Below are 18,828 nucleotides of genomic sequence, written 5' to 3'. Positions count from 1 at the left end.
TATACACCATAACTTATGCGGATTCACTTAGCAAGGCAGCCGGGAACTGATGCCTAAGAATGATCAGTCCGGATACGATGTAGCCGAGCATAATGCCGATGGTGAGTCGATCGGCTGTGGTGAAGCACATATCCTCAATCCGGTAGCCAGTTTTTCAGATTCCATCATATACGTGTGTGCTAACGCACAGATCGTGTGATGTCAGACCCTGAACATGATGGTGCGGGTCCGTGTCGTTTGATCGCCAAGGTATCGGTCGCGTTACTATCCGCGCTAGATAACGAATAGTGCATTATGGAAATACAATCCTAATAATGTCAGGAAGGGTCTCCTCATGAATAGAGTCAACACTGCAGCAATGGCTTTTTGTCTTCTCGCTGTTCTGCCTAGGGCAGCATCCGCCCAAAACTCAGAGTACGGCCCACAAGGGGGTGTCCGTGAGTTTTCGATCTCTGGAACTGGCAGTAACGATCGGAATTTTAATAGCGGAAACTTCGGCGTGAGACTGTTGATCTTGGTTGGTATCTGAGGGATAACATGGTTGCCGGTGTTCGGCAAAGCGTCAATTACGCCGATGTCGAAGGCGAAGGCGGGCGTCACAGATGGTTTCTGGAACGGCTCAACCCGTGGTTACCTAACCCATCAGTTCCTTGATGGTCGTGCGCGGCCCTTCGTCGGTGCTAGCCTCGGTGGTATCTATGGAGACGGCGTCAAAGACAGCGCCTTCGCGGGACGGGAAACGGGTATGAAATACTATGTTCTGCCCAAGGCCTATTTCCTCGCTCGCGCTGAGTATCAGTTCCTGTTCAGCGATACCGACGATGCCACCGATGCGTTTCAGGAGGACGGTATCTGGGCTTATACGATTGGTCTGGGCTACAATTTCTGAACCACATCAAGATGCCACGAACCACCACGGCCACGTGGCGGGTGTGCATCTCTTGTCGCGCGCGGATGGCATCGGCCTTGCCTTCCGGATAGCGTTGCTTATAGCTATTAAGCTAGGTTCTTAACTACCTAAGGTGGTTGTCCTGACGGTCACCCATTCGGTGATGTCACCCTTGTCAGCACCGCCGTGATCAGCAGGATAACCACGACCAGCACCACCTCCAGCGCAATACTGCGCTGCAAACGTCGTGGGGCTGTTGCATCGCCGCTCTCAAAGGCAGGTACAAGCCGCCACTTGTTCGCGGCAGCAAATAACAGCAGCACCGCGACAATCAATACTTTGCCGATCAAGAACTGTCCATATGCCGTGGTGAGCAGGGGTGTGAGACCGTCTGTTAGCAGCGTGGCCAAAGTGACGCCCGCCAGTACCAACACGCCAACTCCGCCCATGGCGAGTTGCCCGAAACGGGTCAGAATGCGGGCGGTATTGCCGTGGTTGTAATGTTGCCCCACTAAGTGGAACAGCGGCCACAGCGAGGCTACCCAGAATGCTGCCGCCATCAGGTGAACGATCAGCAAGACAGCCAGAACGAGGCGTGGGGTGTTTACTGTATGCCCCACCTGCACGAATGCCAGCATCACCAATAAAACGCCTACTAGGCTCAAGCTGTTGGCTGTTTTCGAGAACGCTAAGTTATTAAGCTGAATCGCCTGGACCAGCAGCAAACCAGCTACCACCAGTATTAGTCGACCCCCGGACGCGCCATCGAACACGATCCCGAGCAACATTGGGTTGGTTGCAGCCGCTATATTGCCGCCTCCAAGGTAACCAGCTTCTAAAGACCACTGGAACAGAATCAGGATGACCCCCGCCCAGGCAGAAAGGACACCCATGCGGGCGACGCGCCTCCGGTCGTGATCAGGGAGCCGGGGAAACGCTAGACGAAACAACACGGCCCCCGTCGCGACTAGGGCGCTAAGGTAAATCCCGGCCGCCACGAGAATCATCGCGACGGTCCAGACATCGAGGCTATTTACGGAGAACCACCAAGCCACGGGTCAGGGCTCGACCGAGAAGTTAAAACCGTCGGACATCATGTGTCCGTCATCCGATAGGCCGCGCCAGTGCACCTGGTAGTCCCCAGCCGAAAGAATTTCACCGGGCTTCACGACGTAGCGTTCGACCTGTTCACTGCCTGGCTGACCATCAAGAGGAACGGGGCCGTTTGGGCCTGTCACTTCAAACTGGGTGATGCGCATCATGCCACCAAACTCGATGCCAATCTCTGCTGGGGAATCCTGAATGGTGACGCCATCCTTAGGCGAAGTGCTTGCGCCCCCTTCATGGGCCAGCACTGGGATTGCTAGCGACAGCAACAGCGTTGCTAAGGTAGCGTGAATGATAGGGAGCGAACTCGTCTTCTTTTGCATACCGTATCCTTATATATTTTTAGGGTTGAATGGATGCCGTTACTTCATCGCGGAGGCGCTAAAACTGATTCGGCTGAGCCTTCTTACATCGTTCATCTGCCCTGTTTGGCGAACAAGGCGCATGGCGTCGTGCTTTTCTTCATGGAAATGAGTCGGTGTTATAACGTGCCAACCGACCTGAAACAGGGCTGAAAATGGCGGAAAAAATGATCTGTGACAACACTTAGGTATTGGGATCGGTTTCTCCTTTACCTTTGGGCCACCTATAGGTTGTAGGCTTATAACGAAAGCTAACTCCGCCTTCTTCCATTTTTAATGGATAAGGCGATGTCTCGACCAGCAACATGATAAGAGGAAATATCATGGTTAAGCACAAGATGATCTTTGCCATTGGTCTGGCTGCAAGCCTCAGTGTCCCCAGCAGCGCCATCTTCGCTCAAGGTATGAGCCAAGGCGCCCAAGGTCAGGGCAATATGATGGACGGCCAAGTCGGTATGGGTTCGGGCATGATGATGGGCAGTCAAGAAGGCATGTACCCAGGAATGATGATGGGAGGGCAAAGCGGGATGATGCCTTGTCCAATGATGGAAGGCATGGGGAGTATGTCCGGCATTGGCGGTATGCTCGACGAGCAGCAGATGAGTACCATGCGTGAGATGCGCCAAGAACACCGCGCGGCCCAGCTTGAGCGGATGGGCGAATTGATGAACCTGCGCGACGACATGATGCAAACCATGCAGACTGAACGCCCTGAACCAGAGGAAATAAAGGCGCTGCATGCTCAAATGGCCAACCTTCATGGCGATATGATGGCTGATAACGTGCGCATGCATAATCAGATGCAGGACTTACTGACCGATGAGCAGCGTGAACAGATGAGAGGAAGCATGCCCAGCCACCATGGCCCGCAATAAGCCTTGGCGATTGCCTCTTTTTTTAGGAGTGATGGCATGATGAACGCGGAATGTTTTGCTTTTATGGGGTCAATGGGGTGGCTAGGCTGGTTGATGCCCCTGGCCATGCTGTTATTAATTGGCTTGGCGATCGCTTCGCTGGCCAAGTACCTCTTCAGTCGTTCACGCTAAGGAGTTGAAAATAATGCAACATATGAGCACCAAGCTTTTACTCTCTGGTTCCATGCTGCTTGGGGCGGTCTCCGCCCAGGCGGCGTTACCGCCAGAGGCAACATTGTATAAANGTTCCATGCTGCTTGGGGCGGTCTCCGCCCAGGCGGCGTTACCGCCAGAGGCAACATTGTATAAAAACCCCCAGTGCGGCTGCTGTGACGCTTATGCACGCCATCTTGAAGAGCTCGGCGTAGAAGTGACGATTATTGACGATGTAGAGCTGGGTGATATTAAGCAGCAGGCAGGCGTGCCCTATGGCCTGGGTTCATGCCATACCATTGAGATGGGCGAGTATTGGATCGAAGGCCACGTTCCAATGGAAGCCGTGCAGGCGCTGTTTGAGGAACAACCCGATATTGACGGTATCGGTTTGGCGGGTATGCCCATTGGCACACCGGGTATGCCGGGGCCACAAGAAAGCCCTTACAATGTGTACACGTTTACAGGCCAGGAAGATGAGCCATTTATGACCCTTTAGTAGGGTGATAAAAGCTCGCCTGCTGTCTGCACGCCGTTCTAACGGACTCTTGTAGTACAGCAGGCGCATTCAAGTCATACATTACTAAAACGAAAGCGCTGTATTAAACTTAGGATTTACTTTGCTAGTGCGTTACGGGTCGATTCGTTACGGTAAGCTAAAAATAAGATTGCGTCGTTTTCTTTACACCTACACATTGCCACACTAGCAAGCCTGTTAAAGCTTACTTTGCGCAAAAACCTCCTATTAATATTACGCCTTAATAAAAGGTGAGCATGTTGTATACCCGCGTTAGTAAGATTGGCAGTTCGCATCCCACGTTTATTTCCCAAGCCCGCGTCCTTACTCGTTTTACGATGGCCAATGGGAATGGTGGTCATCGATAACAAAGACGTGCCCATGTGAGCCTGGGGAATGATGGTGGGAATGGCGATGAGGTTCCGGCCCCTCCCATCCCTCATGTTCGTGCTGATGATGTTCATCGTGGTAGTGCAGGTGGGTGTGACTTTGGGCAGCGTGCTCGTGCTCAAGAGCCATCGGGTCATGTGCGTGCCAGATAAGGGCCGCGAGCCCCGTTGCCGCCAGGGCCACCGTTCCCAGCAAAGCGAACGTACCCGTCAGTCCCAGGTTCACTCCCAGCCAGCCTGCCAACGGATAGGTGACTAGCCAACAGCTGTGTGACAACGAGAACTGGGCAGCAAACAGCGCTGGACGCTCCTCCGGCTGGCATGAACGTTTGAGCAGGCGCCCGGTGGGGGTCATGACCAACGAGGCCCCAGCGCCCAGCAGTAACCATAGCCCGACAAGCCCCGCAAACGATGGGCCCAGCCAGCCCAGGTAGAGGCTGAGTGCCATCATAACGCCACCCAGCAGCATGACTGGCCGCTCGGACACCCGTTCCAGCACCTTGGGCAGCAGTAAGGCTATTAGCATGGAGCCCCCGCCTGCGGCGGCAAAGGCCAGTGCGACTTCTTTCTCGCCCAAATTCAACACCGAGCGTACGAGTACCACCGTGTTGACGATCTGCATGGTCCCGGCGGCTGAAACAGCCAGGTTCAACGCCAGTAGCCCGCGCAACCGGGGCGTCTTCAGGTAAATCCGCATACCATGAGTAACGCGACGCCAGACGCCGGGGGCTTCCTCTAGGGGGTGAGACGCAGGCAGGATCACCGATATAACCAGGGCGGCAGAGATAACGAAGGCCAGAGCATTGATTACAAACAGAACATCAAAACCCATCACTATTAGCAGTGCCGCCGCCACCATCGGGCTAAGAAGGTTCTCTAAATCATAGGCGAGACGTGACAGGGATAATGCACGTGTGTACTTCTCCTCGTCTTCGAGAATGTCAGGTATCGTCGCCTGGAAAACGGGCGTAAAGCCAGCTGAACAAGCATTGAGTAGAAAGATCAGCACATAGATCTGCCACACTTCGGTAACAAAAGGCAGTGCACAAACCACGGCTGCACGCATCAAGTCCAGACTAACCAGCAAGGTGCGCCGAGGCAGGCGTGATGCATAAGCGCCGACCAGAGGGGAAATGCCCACGTAAGCGACCATCTTGATCGCCAGCGCCGTGCCTAGCACAACACCTGCCTGACCTTCAGCAAGATCGTGAGCCAGTAACGCCAGCGCAACCGTGGTCAGGCCAGTGCCGATCAGTGCAATGACCTGAGCTAAAAAGAGATGGCGGTAGATGCGGTGGGCGAGTACATCGAGCATAGAACTTCCTCAAATGAGGGGAGCCTAAAAGTACTTACAGGTAGCGTGCAATCGTCTTGAACTCTTCAGCCCGCGCCCGTTGCGTTTGATTCTGAGTACCTAGTGCTTCGTCCATGCAGTGGTCGATGTGATCCAGGACTAAAGTGCGTTTAGCTTGTTGAATGGCTTTTTCTACTGCATGGAGTTGTTGAGCGATGTCCAGGCAGTGGCGTCCATCCTCTACCATCTGGGTTACGCTCGAAAGGTGCCCCCGAGCGCGGTTCAGGCGCTTGATGATATCGGGATGTGATTGGTGAGTATGCATTGTCATTTTCTTTTCCCTTATTATATTCCTATCCCCCCGGAGGGGATGGTAATCTATCGCCGTTATTCTGCCAACGCTATGGTTCAAGGCAGACGGTTATCTATTTTTATGATTTTTACTTTTATCCTGGTTGCTCTACATGCTCAATCGGCTGCGCCACCGCCTTGGCTATCTGACCTTTCTGTTGCTGTTCCTGCCTAGCCTGGTAATCACCAGTGTGGGTGAGGCGCGTGCGCATGGGGCGGCGAGCATGGTTAGCGTTGAGTTGTCTCTCCATGAGAATGTGCAGAAGGGCCATGGGCATACCCATGGCCACGAGCACGAAGATAGTCGCCACCTCCATAATGAGAGTGGCAGTCACTTTCACGAAAAAGCGGATCGGCCTGGGACGGGCATTGCCGTCGAGCCGAACTTCCGCGACGCCCTGCGGCTAGGCGAACGCAGCGGCCTACCGCTGCGTCGTGTCTACCGCTTGGAGCGTCCTCCACGGCCGGTCATCGCTGGATGACTGGGGCCGTCCACTGGACGGCCAACACTTAATGACAAACCCGTGGAGGTTTTATGTTTCCATCCCAACTAGGGGGTGCGTTCGGCTTGCCTGTTTTGGCCCGACGCCACGCGCTGACCCTTTTCACACTGCTGGTGATGCTCCTGGGAGCCAGTGGTGAAGCCCTTGCCCACGCCGTTGCTGAAGGCGACAAAGGGTATATCCAGGAGATCTATGGCGTTCACCTGATCTCGTTCATCTATCTCGGTGCCAAGCACATGGTGACGGGGTATGACCACATCCTGTTTTTGCTAGGGGTCATCTTCTTCCTCTACCGAATGCAGCATATCGCCATTTACGTCAGCCTCTTTGCCATCGGTCACTCGACGACGATGCTGTTAGGGGTGTACTTCAATATCGGCATCAATAGCTACCTAATTGACGCCATCATCGGACTCTCCGTTGTCTACAAGGCGCTCGATAACATCGGGGCGTATCAGCGCTGGTTCGGCTTTCAGCCCAACACCAAGGTCGCCACACTGGTGTTCGGTCTGTTTCACGGCTTTGGCCTGTCGAGCAAGATCATTGAATACGATATCTCGCCTGATGGTCTCGTCCCTAATCTCCTGGCATTCAACGTAGGCGTCGAGATCGGCCAGCTACTAGCGTTGAGCGCCATTCTCATTGTGATGGGCTTCTGGCGACGCACGACGGGCTTCTTACGCCACGCGTATACCGCCAACGTCGCCATGATGTGTGCTGGTTTTATACTGGTGGGTTATCAACTCACCGGCTATTTCATTGCCTAATTGAGGGAGTCCCTAATGTATAACACTGATCTTCCAACCCGTGCCGAACTACCGTCAACGGGTAAGTTACTTCGCTCTACGCTGATGGCCGCCGTTATTGCTGTCGCTTTGCTGATCACCGTCGTGTTACCTGCCGAGTATGCCATTGACCCCACCGGTGCTGGGCGCTTGTTGGGGCTGACTGAGATGGGCGAAATCAAGACCCAGTTGGCTGAGGAAGCCGAACTCGACCAAGCCAACGATCAAGCCATGGCCCAACAGGCGTCTCAACCCTCGGCATCTCAAGGAATCGTCAGTGATCGCCAGTCTGCGCCGGTAAACGATGCTGATGCTCAGACTGCGACGTCCGAGGCAGAGATAGCTCCCCAAACAGCCAATTCAGCCTCAGCGAGTGATCCCGTAGCACCTTCACTCGAAGATTCTGACAGGGTGATGACCGATGCCAGCATGGCACTGGCGGAGGCATTAGCGACGGAGGAAGCTGCTTCACAGACGGCGCAAGCGGAAGAAGCGTCCCCGTGGAGCGATGAGGTGAGCTTTACCCTGACGCCAGGAGAAGGCACGGAGTACAAACTCACCATGCAAGAAGGGGCGGTTGCTACCTTTGCCTGGGTATCCGAAGGTGGCCCTGTCAACTTTGACACACACGGTGATGGCAATGGGAACTCCATTAGCTACGAAAAAGGCCGTGGCGTGCCCGAAGATGAAGGTGAGCTAGAAGCCGCTTTCACTGGCAACCATGGCTGGTTCTTCCGTAACCGCAATGACAACGATGTGATCATTGTCTTGCGTGTGGGTGGCGAATACGGGGAGTTAGTTAAGGCCCTTTAACAGATTAGCCTCTAGCGCTCTCTTGAGTGCTAGAGGTTTTCTTCGAACCAGTGTCATTAAGTATTTATAGCTGTATTGGTTTATTGATATACCACTTGATATAAAAATCATCTTCAAGCGCATGAGATGATGCAATAGCTCAGTTAGCAAAACCATTTAGGCGTATATGCGAAATATCTAAAAGACCGCTTCTGGCCGAATGAAGTACTTTGTTCTATGCTGAGAAAAACATACAAAGTTAGAGTCCCAAACTACGGCATTCTACGAAGAGCAGCCTGTGCGTTCATCCGGTCGTAGGATTAGGCAACCTAATCACTTTTCTTTTTTTATCGCTATAGGTGATATTCTTAAACCCTTGGCTTAATTAAGGAGTTAACTCATGACTGAAAATGAAAATATCGAACAAAATGATGATCAATATAGCCCCGCAGGCTTTATCGAAATTGCATTACCTGCTACCGCTTTAGTTTCGGGAGGGAAGTATGTATATGATATAAGAAAAGAGTTAAAAAGTTCCTTCAAGCCTGATGATCCTTTAATTATTTCGGTATTAGATACTCGAACTACTACTTCGAATCATGAACTAGTTGTAGTTTTTGATAATCCTGGCATGCACGGGCTATACATTGAAACCATTTCGATAAAAGATCCTGGCAGTGGTTCTATCTTCATAAAGAAACATCGAAAACCTGAAAATCCTTTTAACGTTTATTCAATACCTACAATGGGTTGGGGTGGAGAGCAACAGCTCAGTAGCGATGATGACGCGCTACCGCTATTCATTCCATCGCGAAACTCAACCATTGTTCGTATAATTTTCAAAAGGTTTAATGCTGATAGGTTGGATAAAAAACCATTTGGCAAATTGAGTATTTACTTTTGCGTCGCCGGGATCGCCCAACAACCTAAAGAGAAAATAATAGAGTTTTCTGTTCGTAGAGTTGAATGGAAAGAAACCACATAGCATGTCCATACATTAGAAGTACGCTACAGGCGCATGCTCTGTGAGATAGGGTGATTTGTTTATGTCGGAGGGTGCTTAATTTCCGCATTCTGGCCAAATGCGACCCTGAGCAAACGGAAGCTTCGCTCACGGCATACGGATTAAGTTAAGTTATATGCAAATAAGCAAAAGGTATCTTGAACAGTTGATTAATTTCTATCGCTATGTCTCTCAAATGGTTATAAAAATTCAGGTGTTTTGATGAAAAATCTAGTAAACGGCATCTTTGAATCGGATTTTAACTTACGTTAAAAGTTGCTCGCTGCACTAGAAATTAGTCACAAGCAATAACAAATTTTGGGCATAATCTATAAATCGAAGGAGATTACAATGAAAAAATTAACGTTTTGCTTAGCTTTTGCTGCTTTATGTTTTTTTATCCATACAGCTGCAATTGCGGATGAAAACAGTGAAAGATACGTAGCCGTTTCGAATGGTAGCGGAGTCGGTATTTGGGTGGTTGACACTAAAACAGGTAAAACAAAGCTATGTTATGGTGGCGGAGCTCAAGGGCAATATACTGCAAGATGCACAGACTGGACAGATTAAATAATTTCATATCATTTGTATGAATATAATTGCTGAAAGTGTTGAAACCAATACGCAGCGAGTTCTTCTTTTTATATAGAGTGCGATGCTTGCCAGGATTACCGTTTCAGCTTGACTTGTAAGCTCGCAAAACAATGCCTATTTACGGTCGCAATATTTGAGGCGACTGGGTCAATTTAATATGCTTACTGCTTACACAGTTGCTTGCCTAGCTGTGTACACTCTCTATAAATCAGCTCTAGCTAAACGTCTGCTCCTGACCGAATGGAGGAGCTTCAGGCTATGCTGATGAGACGGCTGCAGCATCGGTCGTTGGAGCCTACCGGCCTAAGATTATCGTCAGACCAAAGGATATTGGCGCTTGTGATATTTGAAACACTAGTAACTCGATTGGGTGGATCCGCTTTCTTAGCGGGAGTCAAGTATCTTTACGGGCGACTCGTTCCCCATAGAATCAATGGTAAGAGGGCTCCACGGAATTTTTTCGAGCACATAGGCCCTGGGGTTTCCAAAGAGTTCGTGGTGGCATCACTAGGTCCGCCGCACCGGCAGTGCGAGGAGATATGGCAATATAATTTTGGGGACGCCTTAGCGCAGGTCGAATTTTATTTGGATGGGGCTGCTCGCTCAGTGGCCTTTGCCATCACTAACGAGAGCCCGAAGCAGGGCTTCAAGCTGCCGACTCTTGAGGTTCCACTCGGGAAGCTGACATTTAACGAATTTCTTGTTTGCCCGGAAGGACTCTTTAGGTACCGATCAACATTGAGAACGTGTGAACTTCTATATGAAGTAAAGTTTCCACCGTCATGGACGAGCAACCATTACACTTTTGGAGCACTTTGCGTTCACGCCAGGAGTACTAGCGGAATCCGTTTTCAATGCCCAACTGGCCCAGGCGAATGCGAGCTCTGCCGCGAAAGATGTCCAGGTAAACTGGATCGGTCTTTCTGATAGTTCCGAGGAGCTTTGGTTTGATTGGTCTATCGCATTGCCAGTATCGGCTTAACGATCGACTATGTTTAGATTAGGCTATGAACAACGCCTGCTTTCGGCCGATAAAAGGCAGCTTAATGAACCTTTGAAGCGCAGTGAAATATATGACATATGGATACAGGCTCAATGTTGAGCAACTCATGCTACGGAGAGCAAACAATAGTTTTGATGAAGCTAAGAAGAGGATGGTTGAGGTTCCTGATTCCGTGCCAGAGACTGGTAAGCCTTATTCCTTTAAAGGTCCAGGGTTTGAAGATGATGAAACTATAGCACTCTGTATTGAAGCTATTCTTGGCTGGGCTATTTCATTTGAGGCATTTGTAAATTTGGTGTGGCATGCTCACCCAATAGCCAAAGAAGAGGATGAGAAAAGCTATGGAAGCACAATAGCCAAGCTAAAAAAATTGTACAAAAACTCTCGATTGCCTTATGGGGACTCAAGTTGGAGAGCTAGCATTCAAGATCTTTTTGATATGCGAAACTATCTTGTCCATTATAAGGATCCGGTAGTTTATATAGGGTTCAGTTTTGCAGCTAAATTCCAGCACGATTTCTCTGAAAGAAGCATGCAGAGGATTCAACGAGACGTTCACTTTGCATTAAAAGAAATTGGAGGCTTGTTTGGTGTTGAAGCTGCATTTACTAATGGTAATTATGATCACTTGGTGTATAGGTATTAATTCAGTTTGGTAGCATGGCTGAGGCTGAGCAGGCCAAGATCGGAGATAGAGGGCGAGTAGCCTAGTGAACGACTGAGATTTAGGCCTAGATTAAAACTGCAATTAACGGTTACGTTGTGGCTGTATTACCTGTTATTTCAGTTGCGCTGAATGTCTGCTATTGGCCGATATCTGAAGGAATACAATACGGTCTTTTTCCTTACGCTCGACGACCGTTCCTTCAGAAGTCCCAGGAGGTAGGGGGTGTACCCAATGACTCGTATAGATGAACCGCTGCATGTTAGTAATTAAGAAATCTTGGTCAGTTTTTGTGAGCAATTTAGTGTACACCTAGACTATAGATACATAGTTTAGGTGTACATTTATGAATCAGATGACCGCTCGGCAGCGACTAGACGGCTGGGACAAGTTAGGGCGAAGCGTATTCACGCTAAGTGACTTGGCAAAGATCTTTCATGAAGACAAACCGAAAACCCTTCAGGAAGGGATCAACCGACTGCGTAGGCATGGTGTTCTTGAAGGCGTTGCTCGAGGCATCTATTGCTACGCCCTTACGCGTACTCCCGACCCATATCGGCTAGAGCGAATCGCTCGGGCCATGCGCCGTGGGGAGTACAGCTACGTGTCGCTGGAGTCAGCCCTGTCAGAGTATGGGGCCATCTCACAAATCCCTGTCGATCGCCTCACTATTATGACAACTGGGCGTAAAGGTACTCACCGCACTCCTTATGGCACCATTGAGTTCACTCATACGAGTAGACCCATCATTGAGCTGCTAGTGCGCATGCGTGATATTGGACGGCCGCTCAAAATGGCGACGCCTGAAGCTGCCTGGTCGGATCTCAAACGTGTGGGGCGAAATACGTATTTAGTCGATGTGGAGGTGATCCATGGCCAGGATTTTGCCAAGCTATGATTTCGCCAGGAGCCTTTTTTAATCCTATGCATAGCAACGAAGGAGAAGCAAAGACAAATCCTATACCGTCGAGGCTCATAAAATTTACGGCTTCACAAGAACTTGCAAGTGGTGATGAAGATATGCGTAGCGCTGATGAACCAAAGCAGCAAATTACTAATGTAATTTGGAGTGTAGCTGTCGAGCTGTTTGGTGGGGATCAAACAGCAGCGGACCTGTGGTTGCACAGTGAAGCAATGGGTCTGGATTGGCGCGTCCCATTGGCATCATAGAGGAGGATGCGCAGCAGGTGCTGGATCTGATTATAAGAATGGGCAGAGGCGTTTACACATCACCTCGCTATTCTTTGACAAGCGCATGGTTGTAACCCTAGCAAGCACGCTCTTGGCCGCTATTTGCTGCACAAAATGTGTCCATACGAAACAATACATCATGTTAAACGTGCTTGCGCAGCGCCACACTCCTCATGGCGTGTTTTACACATTAAGTACGCTGTTACGTTTGGCCAAACAAGGCATAGCGCTCAACGCGCTCTGGCAGTGCCGACGCTCTTTAAGTGGCTGGCAGCGCTTGAGTGCACGCAAGCGCAAACGCCTATCGTTAACTCACCAAGACTATCAACGTGCTGATCAGCGTTGGATCTGGCAGCTGCCTGAGGATCGTGTTGAAGAAGGGTTCAGTGCAGATTTACACCTTTGGGCGTTGTGTATGCCCCACAGTCCTGATGCTAGTGCGTATCGCAAAACCCTATTAAAAGAAGCACAAAAACGTGACGGTTTAGTTCACCTCTTACGTGTAGCAACCGTGGAGCAAGGCTTACCCGCCTTAGTGGAGTTAGCGACGGACGTACTCGTCGCGCTGTATGGCCAAGGGGAGTGGGCACAAATGTCACTACCGAATGGCCAGGCAGGCGTTGCACGCTATTTGCCACGGTTGCTACGTGCGCGAGACTTAACGCCATTGCAAATGATGGCCCTATTAAATGCTATCGCTAATCTTGCTCCTTGGACATCACTACCGGCGCTGTTAGCCCATCAGCTCGCCTACAACTCAGGTCCTACCCGTGCACTGCTGATGACGTTATCTCGCCAGACCGATGAATGGTTTCGGTGGCGTATGCCGGGGTTTCCAAGCAGTCAGGCCATTACGGCGGCTAAACAACAGCTGCTGCAGCTAGCGCTAGTGCCTGCCTCTGGGGCGCCTACATTAGTACAGCAAATGGAGCAATCGGCCGTGATTCCCGAGCCTGCGTGGCTAGTAGACGATGGCTTTTTGGCTGATTGTTAGAAAATAACTATAGTTGGTCTTGATTGGGTTGCTTGGCTCAAGCTAGGACAAAAATGTAGAAGTTGGGTAAGAATATCCTCGGCTGTGTTGGCATCTTCTATTGACCGGGCCCCGTTGGCGCTTGGAGTCATGCCATTCGGTTTGCTTCGCGGCTCCAAGCAACCACTGTCATGCTAAGTAATGAGTTAGCATTAAGTGCTTATTCAAAATTAATCGCGTGATCAGCTCATAGCTACCCAACAGCCGGTGTGCCTCTTCACAGAGGTGATCAAACGAAAGATAAGCACTCAACGGCAGCCATGCGTACTTCATCTAACGCCACAGTATCTCAATCAGATTCAGTTCCGGCGAGTAGGCCGATAGGTAAACCAGATGCACACGGTGCGACATCCACTCTACTATCGTTAGAGATATCTGACTCCAACATTACACGAGAACTTAAGATTAAGCAGCGCCCATGAGTTGGATTATGAAGAAGCTGTTTAAATCTCTGAATTCAGGATCAACTGCGCGGTGCGTGAAGCTAAATAAGGGATGCCTAGATGAAGCGATGGTGCTATTGACTTTGAAAGCCTTCCTTTTCTGATGTGCTAAGGAAAGGATCTTTTCGTTAATCTTGCGAAACGTCGTCATCTCATTGGGAGTTTTTTTCAACGAATATATTGCTGTAGGCATCTTTAAGGCTCAATCCTTCTGTTAAAATAAACCATTCAACTTTTCTTTTATTATTTGCATGTGTTTGTATTAATGATTTCTTTTGGGTCATTCGACGTATACCTTTGTTGGTCGTTATCACAATACGCTGAGTATGGAATGGCATTCACCTTTATTGTTCGCTCAGTGTTTTATTTAGTAAAAGGGATACACGATAAAGCGTTAATTATTCCAATTAATGCAGGTCAATAAAGATCTAAATAGGTCACTCGGTCACCATTAGTCGTCGTCGGTTAACGTCAGTTAATGTCGATCAACATTGGTCATCCGGTCATCCGGTCATCCGGTCACCCGGTCACCCGGTCACCCGGTCACCCGGTCACCCGGTCACCGTTAGTCATCGTCAGTCAAAGTCGGTCAAAGTTAGTCATTGTCGGTCAAAGTCAGTCATTGTCGGTCAAAGTCAGTCATTGTTGGTCAAAGTTAGTCATTGTCGGTCATTGTCGGTCAATGTCAGTCAACGTAGGTCATTGTCGGTCATTGTCGGTCATTGTCGGTCATTGTCGGTCATTGTCGGTCACCGTTAGTCATCGTCAGTCAAAGTTAGTCATCGTCGGTCAAAGTTAGTCATTGTCGGTCAAAGTTAGTCTTTGTCGGTCAAAATGAGTCATTGTCAGTCAAATTTAGCTATCGGCGGTCACCGTTAGTCATTATCGGGCAATTTTTGGTGTCATGGTTGCAGCAGGGACAGCTGCTGCGCCAGATAATTTGGAGTTCCTGCCTAGATAACCCTATTCTGTATCAGGACTATCTATCTTCAAAAACTATCTCATTTCAAAATTAACCAGTGTGGTTAGGGCAAAAAGCGGACGGTCGGATCTTGTATCTACCAGGAAAAATGGGCCAGAAAGGGGGAGCGTGATGACAACCACGTACCGGTTTATGTGTACGACGGGCTCCCTCGGGGCGTTCGTAGCAAGCAAGGAATAATGGCGGAGGGTGTACCGTCGCATTTGCCTGGCACGCCCAGGGTTGGTGCTTGAAAATTGATTCCTTGATTAAAAACTTTAACCCTGAATTCATAGCTTAATAAGCGGGGTTGAGAAATTGGGTCGTGTTGGTTCAACTAATATCAATATTATTACTGTTATAAAAAGTAGTGTTTGCAATTGGTTTAAATAAATTTTATCACTTTTTGGTTTATAGCTTGGCGTATTTTTCTGTTGTGGTACTGTTCTATTTCAATAACCCAATGCTTCAAGCGAATAATTGCAGTTTAAAAGTAGGTGTCGCACATTAGCATTATTTTTTTTCGTTTCATTAGCTAGATTTTATTGGCCGAAGTTGTTTGTATTTAACAAGAATATAGCTTATTGATGGCGGAGGTTTATGTTTTGTTAGTTTTTTAGTCGATTAACTACAGATGAGGTGGTCTTTATAGTTAAAAGGTTATCGATTGGGTATCGCATTGTAGGTTTGTTAAACAATAACTGCATTTAATGCCGGCGGATGCAGACTCTGAGTGCAACACACTCACTGGATGGTTGATGGACTTTCATGGTATTTGGCCATCAGCTTGCTCATCACTTCTATCGGACATTTAAACCCAAAGCGTTTTCGAGGTCGCATATTCAACTCAAAGGCAATGGCGTCCAGCTCTTCCTGGCTATGTACTGAAAGGTCCGTTTGACGGATAAGGCCATTGATATTCTCACTGGCCCCACGTTGCCAGGGGCTATGGGGATCGCAAAAGTAAATCGCAACGCCGGTTTCTTGAGTAATTTTTGCATGTTGTGCCATTTCACGCCCCTGATCATAGGTCATGCTTTTTCGAGCGGTGGTCGGCATTCGGTTCAGAGCAGCACTAAAGTCTGCTACGTTGGCGGTGGCGTCGTCCATTTTTGCGAGGATCAGATAGCTACTGCTAAGCTCTACCAAGGTGCCTACCGCGGACGCGTTATTCTTACCTTTGATCAGATCGCCTTCCCAGTGGCCGGGCATTTCACGCTTACTGACCTCGAGCGGACGTAAGTGAATGCTGACCATGTCAGGAATCTGTCCAGGTCGATCCACTTCGCCACGGCGAGGCTTGCGTGTGGTTTTACCTTCCCCCTCTGTCAGCCTTGTTGTCCGGTTGGCGATATATCGCCTTAATCTAATCCAGAGGGAGCGGTATGGAGCACGTGTGCCACGTTATTCTAAAGAGCGTAAAGCCGCCGTACTGAAAAAGTTGTTGCCACCCCATAATCGTAGTGTGGTATCTGTCGCCACTGAAGAAGGCATCTCTGACGCGACGCTGTATAGTTGGTTAAAACAGTGTCGAGAAAAAGGAGTGCCTGTGCCGGGTTACACCCAAAGCGACAACGAGTGGTCGCCTGACGCCAAGCTTGCCGTGGTCATCGAAACCGCCACCCTGTCAGAAACAGAGCTTGGTGCTTACTGCCGCGAAAAAGGCCTTTATCCCGAGCAAATCCAGCAGTGGAAAGCCGCTTGTCTCCAAGGCGCTGGCCAACAAGAAGGCCAAGCCAAAACGGCACAAAAACAGCGTAAAGAAGACCGTAAAACGATCAAACAGCTCAAAGCAGAAGTACGCCGCAAAGACAGAGCCTTAGCGGAAACGACATCGTTACTGGTGCTCTCAAAACAGCTCGGCGCCTTGTACAGCGAAGACCCGCACAGCGGCTAGGACGACTGACGCCGCTTGAGGAGAGTGCAAGGCTCATTACGTTGTTTGATGAGGCGGTAACGGAAGGCGCTTCCCGTTATAAAGCAGCGGCGATGATAGACGTGAGCGAGCGCACGCTGAAACGCTGGCGTTCTGGCTGTGGCGCGGTGGTTGAGGATCAGCGCCCACATGCGGTACAAGGCAGTCAGTCGCATCAACTGACTCACGAGGAGGAACGGGCCATTTTGAGCGCCTGTAATCGCCCCGAGTATCAGAGCCTGCCACCGTCTCAGATCGTGCCGTTACTGGCAGATCAAGGGGCCTACTTGGCGTCCGAGTCGTCGTTCTACCGGGTGCTGAAAAAGCACCAACAGCAGCACCACCGAGGGCGAATGAAACCACGCCGCCAAGTACCTGAGCCGACTAGCTTCACGGCCACCGGGCCGAACTAAGTCTGGAGTTGGGACATTAGTTTTTGTTCTTCCGTTGTGAGTGGTCAGCACTGGTATCTCTATCTGATCATGGATATCTACAGCCGCAAAATCATCGCTTGGGAAGTCCATGATGCGGAATCAGGTGATTTGGCGAAACAACTGCTGGAACGCGCCTTATTGAGAGAAGGATGCTGGCATCAGCCCCCGGTGTTGCACTCGGATAACGGCGCGCCGATGACGTCTTATACGCTGAAAGCGAGGTTAACAGAGTTAGGGATATTGATGTCTTACAGCCGACCGAGAGTGAGCAATGACAACCCTTATTCGGAAGCGCTGTTCCGTAACGTCAAATATTTGTCCAGCGTGGCCCACAAAGGGCTTTGCATCGCTGAGCGCGGTACGTGACTGGATGCTGACGTTCGAACGAGCCTACAACGAACAGCACTTGCATAGTGGCATTCGGTACGTGACGCCCGCTGATCGGCATCGAGGTGTCGATCGAGAACGTCTTGAGCACCGCAAAGCGGTTTACGAAAGGGCTAAGCGCCAGCCCACCTTTTTACCAGCACCGCTGGCAGATCGTGTTGCCCTGATGGTGGTTGAATCCACCATCCATGTATCGAGATCCATCAAGCCGTCTTCTCGAAGGCGAAGGTGTAGGCGTGTCAGAACCCGGTCGAAGGTGCCGTCATCACGCCATTGACGAAAACGCTGAGACACCGTTTTCCATGGTCCGTAACGTTCCGGTAGATCGCGCCATTGGGCACCCGAGCAGAGAATCCACAGGACGCCATTAAGCATCTGGCGATCATCCCGACGAGGGCGCCCCATGGTCTGAGGAGGAGAAACGATATCTTCAATCATCTGCCAGCGCTGGTCAGAAAGCTCGTAACGGCCTGTCATGACAATCTCCCGTTCAATCAATAGGGAGAGCATAGCAATTATGACTTTTCAGACAAAGCGGCGGTATAGCCACTCATTAAGCGAGTGCCACTCGACTCATCTTTAGAGGTTTGCTTTCGAGCGAGGTCTCTTTGGTTGAAAACCATGCCGCGATATACCGAGTGCGTTTACGTCGCTACCAGAAAAATCCCAGTCAGCGCCACGATTAAGCACGGGCCGAAATCTTTGTTGTAAACAGCAGGATGGCTATGCATATCAAAGCGGCTGAAGAGCACTCTCCTTTACGGCGAGCTGAGCCACTGCCTTGGGCAGCTCGCTGGCGTGATGGATGACGATGGCACCATTGGGTGTCTCCTCTTCTTTGGGAAAGCGATTGAGGTGAATCACCTGCATGCCAGCGGCCAATCCGGCGACAACGCCGACGGTGGCATCGTCGATCACTATGCAGCGCTCGGGTGCTTGGCCCATGGCCTCGGCCGCCTGTAGGTAGAGTCTCGGATCGGGCTTCCACACACCCAAAGTATAGGCGCTGAAGAGGTTGTTGCCGAAGTGCCGTGCCAGGCCAGCACTTTCCATGGCGCAGCGAATCTTTCGATCCGGCCCGTTGGAAACAACCGCTTTGGGGTGGGCGGCAAGAATCTCTAGCCCGGATTTCTCACAGGGTATA

At 50.3% G+C, this 18,828-nt stretch carries 21 protein-coding genes and 4 pseudogenes; 16 read left to right on the top strand and 9 right to left on the bottom strand.

The genetic code is table 11. The features are described from left to right. Positions 1-547: 547 nt before the first annotated feature. Positions 548-889: a hypothetical protein gene (locus HZU72_RS23190; protein WP_231658664.1), complete on the top strand. Its 342-nt coding sequence runs from the start codon at positions 548-550 to the stop codon at positions 887-889. A gap of 149 nt (positions 890-1,038) precedes the next feature. Here the strand turns inward: HZU72_RS23190 and HZU72_RS23185 are convergent, their stop codons facing one another. Further along, positions 1,039-1,896, bottom strand: a complete 858-nt coding sequence (locus HZU72_RS23185; RefSeq protein ID WP_208458209.1) for a CopD family protein — start codon at positions 1,894-1,896, stop codon at positions 1,039-1,041. Positions 1,897-1,947: 51 nt separating this feature from the next. Beyond that, entirely contained in the window at positions 1,948-2,319 is a 372-nt protein-coding gene (locus HZU72_RS23180) for a copper resistance CopC family protein (RefSeq protein ID WP_008957445.1), read from the bottom strand. Positions 2,320-2,681: 362 nt separating this feature from the next. On the opposite strand from HZU72_RS23180, the gene HZU72_RS23175 reads away from it, so the two are divergent. From HZU72_RS23175 to HZU72_RS23170, 3 genes are all read left to right on the top strand, one after another. Beyond that, positions 2,682-3,233: a hypothetical protein gene (locus tag HZU72_RS23175; RefSeq protein ID WP_008957444.1), complete on the top strand. Its 552-nt coding sequence runs from the start codon at positions 2,682-2,684 to the stop codon at positions 3,231-3,233. A gap of 36 nt (positions 3,234-3,269) precedes the next feature. Next, the gene (locus HZU72_RS24085) at positions 3,270-3,404 is read left to right on the top strand and encodes a hypothetical protein (RefSeq protein ID WP_008957443.1); all 135 of its coding nucleotides are present in this window, start codon (positions 3,270-3,272) and stop codon (positions 3,402-3,404) included. Between the two features lie 118 nt (positions 3,405-3,522). Next, complete coding sequence (locus tag HZU72_RS23170; protein ID WP_180096309.1) at positions 3,523-3,924, top strand: DUF411 domain-containing protein; 402 nt, start codon at positions 3,523-3,525, stop codon at positions 3,922-3,924. A gap of 351 nt (positions 3,925-4,275) precedes the next feature. On the opposite strand, the gene HZU72_RS23165 is transcribed toward HZU72_RS23170, so the two are convergent. Both HZU72_RS23165 and HZU72_RS23160 read right to left on the bottom strand, forming a co-directional pair. Continuing rightward, the gene (locus HZU72_RS23165) at positions 4,276-5,646 is read right to left on the bottom strand and encodes an MFS transporter (RefSeq protein WP_180096304.1); all 1,371 of its coding nucleotides are present in this window, start codon (positions 5,644-5,646) and stop codon (positions 4,276-4,278) included. A gap of 34 nt (positions 5,647-5,680) precedes the next feature. Further along, positions 5,681-5,956: a metal-sensing transcriptional repressor gene (locus HZU72_RS23160; RefSeq protein ID WP_044630689.1), complete on the bottom strand. Its 276-nt coding sequence runs from the start codon at positions 5,954-5,956 to the stop codon at positions 5,681-5,683. Between the two features lie 133 nt (positions 5,957-6,089). Between HZU72_RS23160 and HZU72_RS23155 the strand changes: the two genes are divergently transcribed. The 9 genes from HZU72_RS23155 (at position 6,090) to HZU72_RS23115 (ending at position 13,505) form a co-directional block, all read left to right on the top strand. Next, a complete protein-coding gene (locus HZU72_RS23155; protein ID WP_022522208.1) occupies positions 6,090-6,458 on the top strand; it encodes a hypothetical protein in 369 nt (122 codons plus the stop codon). Positions 6,459-6,511: 53 nt separating this feature from the next. Next, positions 6,512-7,246: a HupE/UreJ family protein gene (locus tag HZU72_RS23150; RefSeq protein ID WP_152621797.1), complete on the top strand. Its 735-nt coding sequence runs from the start codon at positions 6,512-6,514 to the stop codon at positions 7,244-7,246. Between the two features lie 15 nt (positions 7,247-7,261). Then, the gene (locus tag HZU72_RS23145; protein WP_044630691.1) at positions 7,262-8,077 is read left to right on the top strand and encodes a hypothetical protein; all 816 of its coding nucleotides are present in this window, start codon (positions 7,262-7,264) and stop codon (positions 8,075-8,077) included. Positions 8,078-8,456: 379 nt separating this feature from the next. Further along, a complete protein-coding gene (locus HZU72_RS23140) occupies positions 8,457-9,041 on the top strand; it encodes a hypothetical protein (protein WP_180096303.1) in 585 nt (194 codons plus the stop codon). Positions 9,042-9,410: 369 nt separating this feature from the next. After that, a complete protein-coding gene (locus HZU72_RS23135; protein ID WP_180096302.1) occupies positions 9,411-9,629 on the top strand; it encodes a hypothetical protein in 219 nt (72 codons plus the stop codon). A 1,097-nt stretch (positions 9,630-10,726) separates the two neighbouring features. Continuing rightward, the gene (locus HZU72_RS23130) at positions 10,727-11,302 is read left to right on the top strand and encodes a hypothetical protein (protein WP_180096307.1); all 576 of its coding nucleotides are present in this window, start codon (positions 10,727-10,729) and stop codon (positions 11,300-11,302) included. Between the two features lie 364 nt (positions 11,303-11,666). Next, the gene (gene abiEi, locus HZU72_RS23125) at positions 11,667-12,218 is read left to right on the top strand and encodes a type IV toxin-antitoxin system AbiEi family antitoxin (protein ID WP_180096301.1); all 552 of its coding nucleotides are present in this window, start codon (positions 11,667-11,669) and stop codon (positions 12,216-12,218) included. Continuing rightward, positions 12,215-12,490: an antitoxin Xre/MbcA/ParS toxin-binding domain-containing protein gene (locus HZU72_RS23120; protein ID WP_180096300.1), complete on the top strand. Its 276-nt coding sequence runs from the start codon at positions 12,215-12,217 to the stop codon at positions 12,488-12,490. The genes abiEi and HZU72_RS23120 overlap by 4 nt, the downstream gene beginning before the upstream one ends. A 160-nt stretch (positions 12,491-12,650) precedes the next feature. Then, entirely contained in the window at positions 12,651-13,505 is an 855-nt protein-coding gene (locus HZU72_RS23115) for a hypothetical protein (protein ID WP_180096299.1), read from the top strand. A 199-nt stretch (positions 13,506-13,704) separates the two neighbouring features. Here the strand turns inward: HZU72_RS23115 and HZU72_RS23110 are convergent. From HZU72_RS23110 to HZU72_RS23105, 3 genes and pseudogenes are all read right to left on the bottom strand, one after another. Beyond that, a pseudogene (locus HZU72_RS23110) lies at positions 13,705-13,907 on the bottom strand (transposase); the annotation flags it as partial. Positions 13,908-14,139: 232 nt separating this feature from the next. Further along, on the bottom strand, positions 14,140-14,271 hold the full coding sequence (locus HZU72_RS24080) for a hypothetical protein (protein ID WP_268896522.1): 132 nt from the start codon (positions 14,269-14,271) through the stop codon (positions 14,140-14,142). A gap of 1,421 nt (positions 14,272-15,692) precedes the next feature. Beyond that, a pseudogene (locus HZU72_RS23105) lies at positions 15,693-16,268 on the bottom strand (IS30 family transposase); the annotation flags it as partial. A 76-nt stretch (positions 16,269-16,344) separates the two neighbouring features. Here HZU72_RS23105 and HZU72_RS23100 point away from each other — a divergent pair. From HZU72_RS23100 to HZU72_RS23090, 3 genes and pseudogenes are all read left to right on the top strand, one after another. Continuing rightward, positions 16,345-16,845: a transposase gene (locus tag HZU72_RS23100; RefSeq protein ID WP_180096298.1), complete on the top strand. Its 501-nt coding sequence runs from the start codon at positions 16,345-16,347 to the stop codon at positions 16,843-16,845. A gap of 41 nt (positions 16,846-16,886) precedes the next feature. Then, positions 16,887-17,276, top strand: a complete 390-nt coding sequence (locus HZU72_RS23095; RefSeq protein ID WP_180096297.1) for a COG3415 family protein — start codon at positions 16,887-16,889, stop codon at positions 17,274-17,276. 36 nt (positions 17,277-17,312) lie between these two features. After that, positions 17,313-17,808: pseudogene (locus HZU72_RS23090) on the top strand (transposase); the annotation flags it as partial. Here the strand turns inward: HZU72_RS23090 and HZU72_RS23085 are convergent. Beyond that, positions 17,808-18,161, bottom strand: a pseudogene (locus HZU72_RS23085) (IS5 family transposase); the annotation flags it as partial. The pseudogenes HZU72_RS23090 and HZU72_RS23085 sit on opposite strands and share 1 nt — an antisense overlap. 255 nt (positions 18,162-18,416) lie before the next feature. Continuing rightward, positions 18,417-18,828 (bottom strand): HAD-IA family hydrolase (locus tag HZU72_RS23080; protein WP_180096295.1); only part of this gene is annotated, 412 nt, incomplete at its 5' end.

This window comes from Vreelandella sedimenti, assembly GCF_013416325.1.
Lineage (GTDB): Bacteria > Pseudomonadota > Gammaproteobacteria > Pseudomonadales > Halomonadaceae > Vreelandella > Vreelandella sedimenti.
Note: the sequence above shows the minus strand (reverse complement) of the source record. Positions and strands in the feature narration are given on the sequence as shown.